This window comes from Pontibacterium sp. (assembly GCF_041587635.1).
In the GTDB taxonomy this organism is placed as follows: Bacteria; Pseudomonadota; Gammaproteobacteria; order Pseudomonadales; family Balneatricaceae; genus Pontibacterium.
Genome location: NZ_JBFGYC010000725.1, coordinates 1 through 1,469, shown reverse-complemented (window position 1 = coordinate 1,469; position 1,469 = coordinate 1). Strand labels below are relative to the sequence as shown.

Sequence of the window (1,469 nt, the reverse complement as noted above, 5' to 3'; positions counted from 1 at the left end):
TTCGTTCTCTATATAAGCAGAGTACGGGACGGGAGCCGCTTCGCGTAACTGCTGATACGCTGCCCAAGGATCGCCTTCATAGGTGCTGCTGAAGCGCTGCGCAAAGTTCACCTGATAACAGTCACCGGCGTGAATGTAATCATCGATCTTTTTGAGTGCGCTATGATACTGCGCTTCGCTGACGTTTGAGCCGAACTTTCCGGTCAGCGCAAAGGTGCTGTCCGATTCCAAAGGGGTCTGCAGCGTACGTTCTATTTGATCTAAAAGTAGATTGTCGACACTTTCTGTCGACACCAGTGTGCAGCGCTTCAAGTCATGGTCAACAACCACTGCCCACAGATAGACACCCACGACCATGTCGGGAAAGTCGGTATCTTTTTGCGCAGATTCTGGCAGGTCTTCCAGCGCGCGGCCGAGGTCATAAGAGAAATGACCCAGCAGTCCACCCTGAAAGGGCAGGTCCGGATCGGCTTTGGGCGCACAGGCGTAGCGTGATTTCAGTTCACGCAGCTGATCAAACGGGTTGGTATCGGTTGCCGGGCTGACAGAGAAATGCACCTGCTCGATAGGAGCGGCAGCAATAATGTCAAAGCGTCCCCATGGACAAAGCGGTCGGCCGCTGTCCAGATACACCGCGTTACCCAGAGAGCGGATGCGATTGAAATAGAGACTGCTGTCGGCAAGGTATGGAATGGTACGCCGATTACTCAATGCTGATTCTACCTGTGGTGGAGTAAACGGGCATTGTAACGGGGCGCAGGCGACAAATCGAGTCGCTTAATAACGCTAATCAGGTAACATTAAAAGGTGCTCTAAAAAGATCATTCAGGAATGAATACACAATGAACCATCCGTTCACAAAAACCACCCGTCAGCTGAAGCTTGCTGACCAGCATATTACCTACCGTCTATATAAGAACCCTGATCTTGATAGCACCCGTAAACTGGTGCTATTGCATGGCGCAGGCGTAGCCGGTGTTGACACCTGGGAGATGATCACCGCGTTTTTGAGCCACTGGGGTGAAGTGCTGGTGCCGGATCAGCGTGGTATGGGTGATACCCGATATCCTGATGGCAAGGAGTATGCGTTTAAGACGCAGGAACTGGTGGCAGACATGAATGCGTTGGTGGATCACCTGGGTTGGTGGGACTTTGATCTGGCGGGCTATTCCATGGGAGGCCTTGTCAGTCTGCTGTTTAAACAGCAGCATGGTGATCGCGTGGGGAAGCAGTTTCTTCTTGAAGCGGCGGTATTAGACCGATCATGCTGGAACAGTACTATTGAGCTTCGCCAACGCTATTCCGACGCCGCCGGTCAGCTGCGTCAGGATAATGTACGCCATGGCGTAGTGGGCTTTCTTGATGCGATCTCGCCTAACCGCCGCGTATCCCCGCAGGTGGAGGAGCTGACAATCAGCCGCTTGGGCCAGCGTCCGGAAGGTTTTGCCAATGCGTTGGATTGTGTGACC

Annotated in this window: 2 protein-coding genes; one reads left to right on the top strand and one right to left on the bottom strand. The window is 53.0% G+C overall.

The window, feature by feature from the left end:
- Positions 1 to 711 (bottom strand): chorismate-binding protein (locus ABYW01_RS21160; RefSeq protein ID WP_372836564.1); only part of this gene is annotated, 711 nt, incomplete at its 3' end.
- A gap of 131 nt (positions 712 to 842) precedes the next feature.
- On the opposite strand from ABYW01_RS21160, the gene ABYW01_RS21155 reads away from it, so the two are divergent.
- Positions 843 to 1,469 (top strand): alpha/beta fold hydrolase (locus ABYW01_RS21155; RefSeq protein WP_372836562.1); only part of this gene is annotated, 627 nt, incomplete at its 3' end.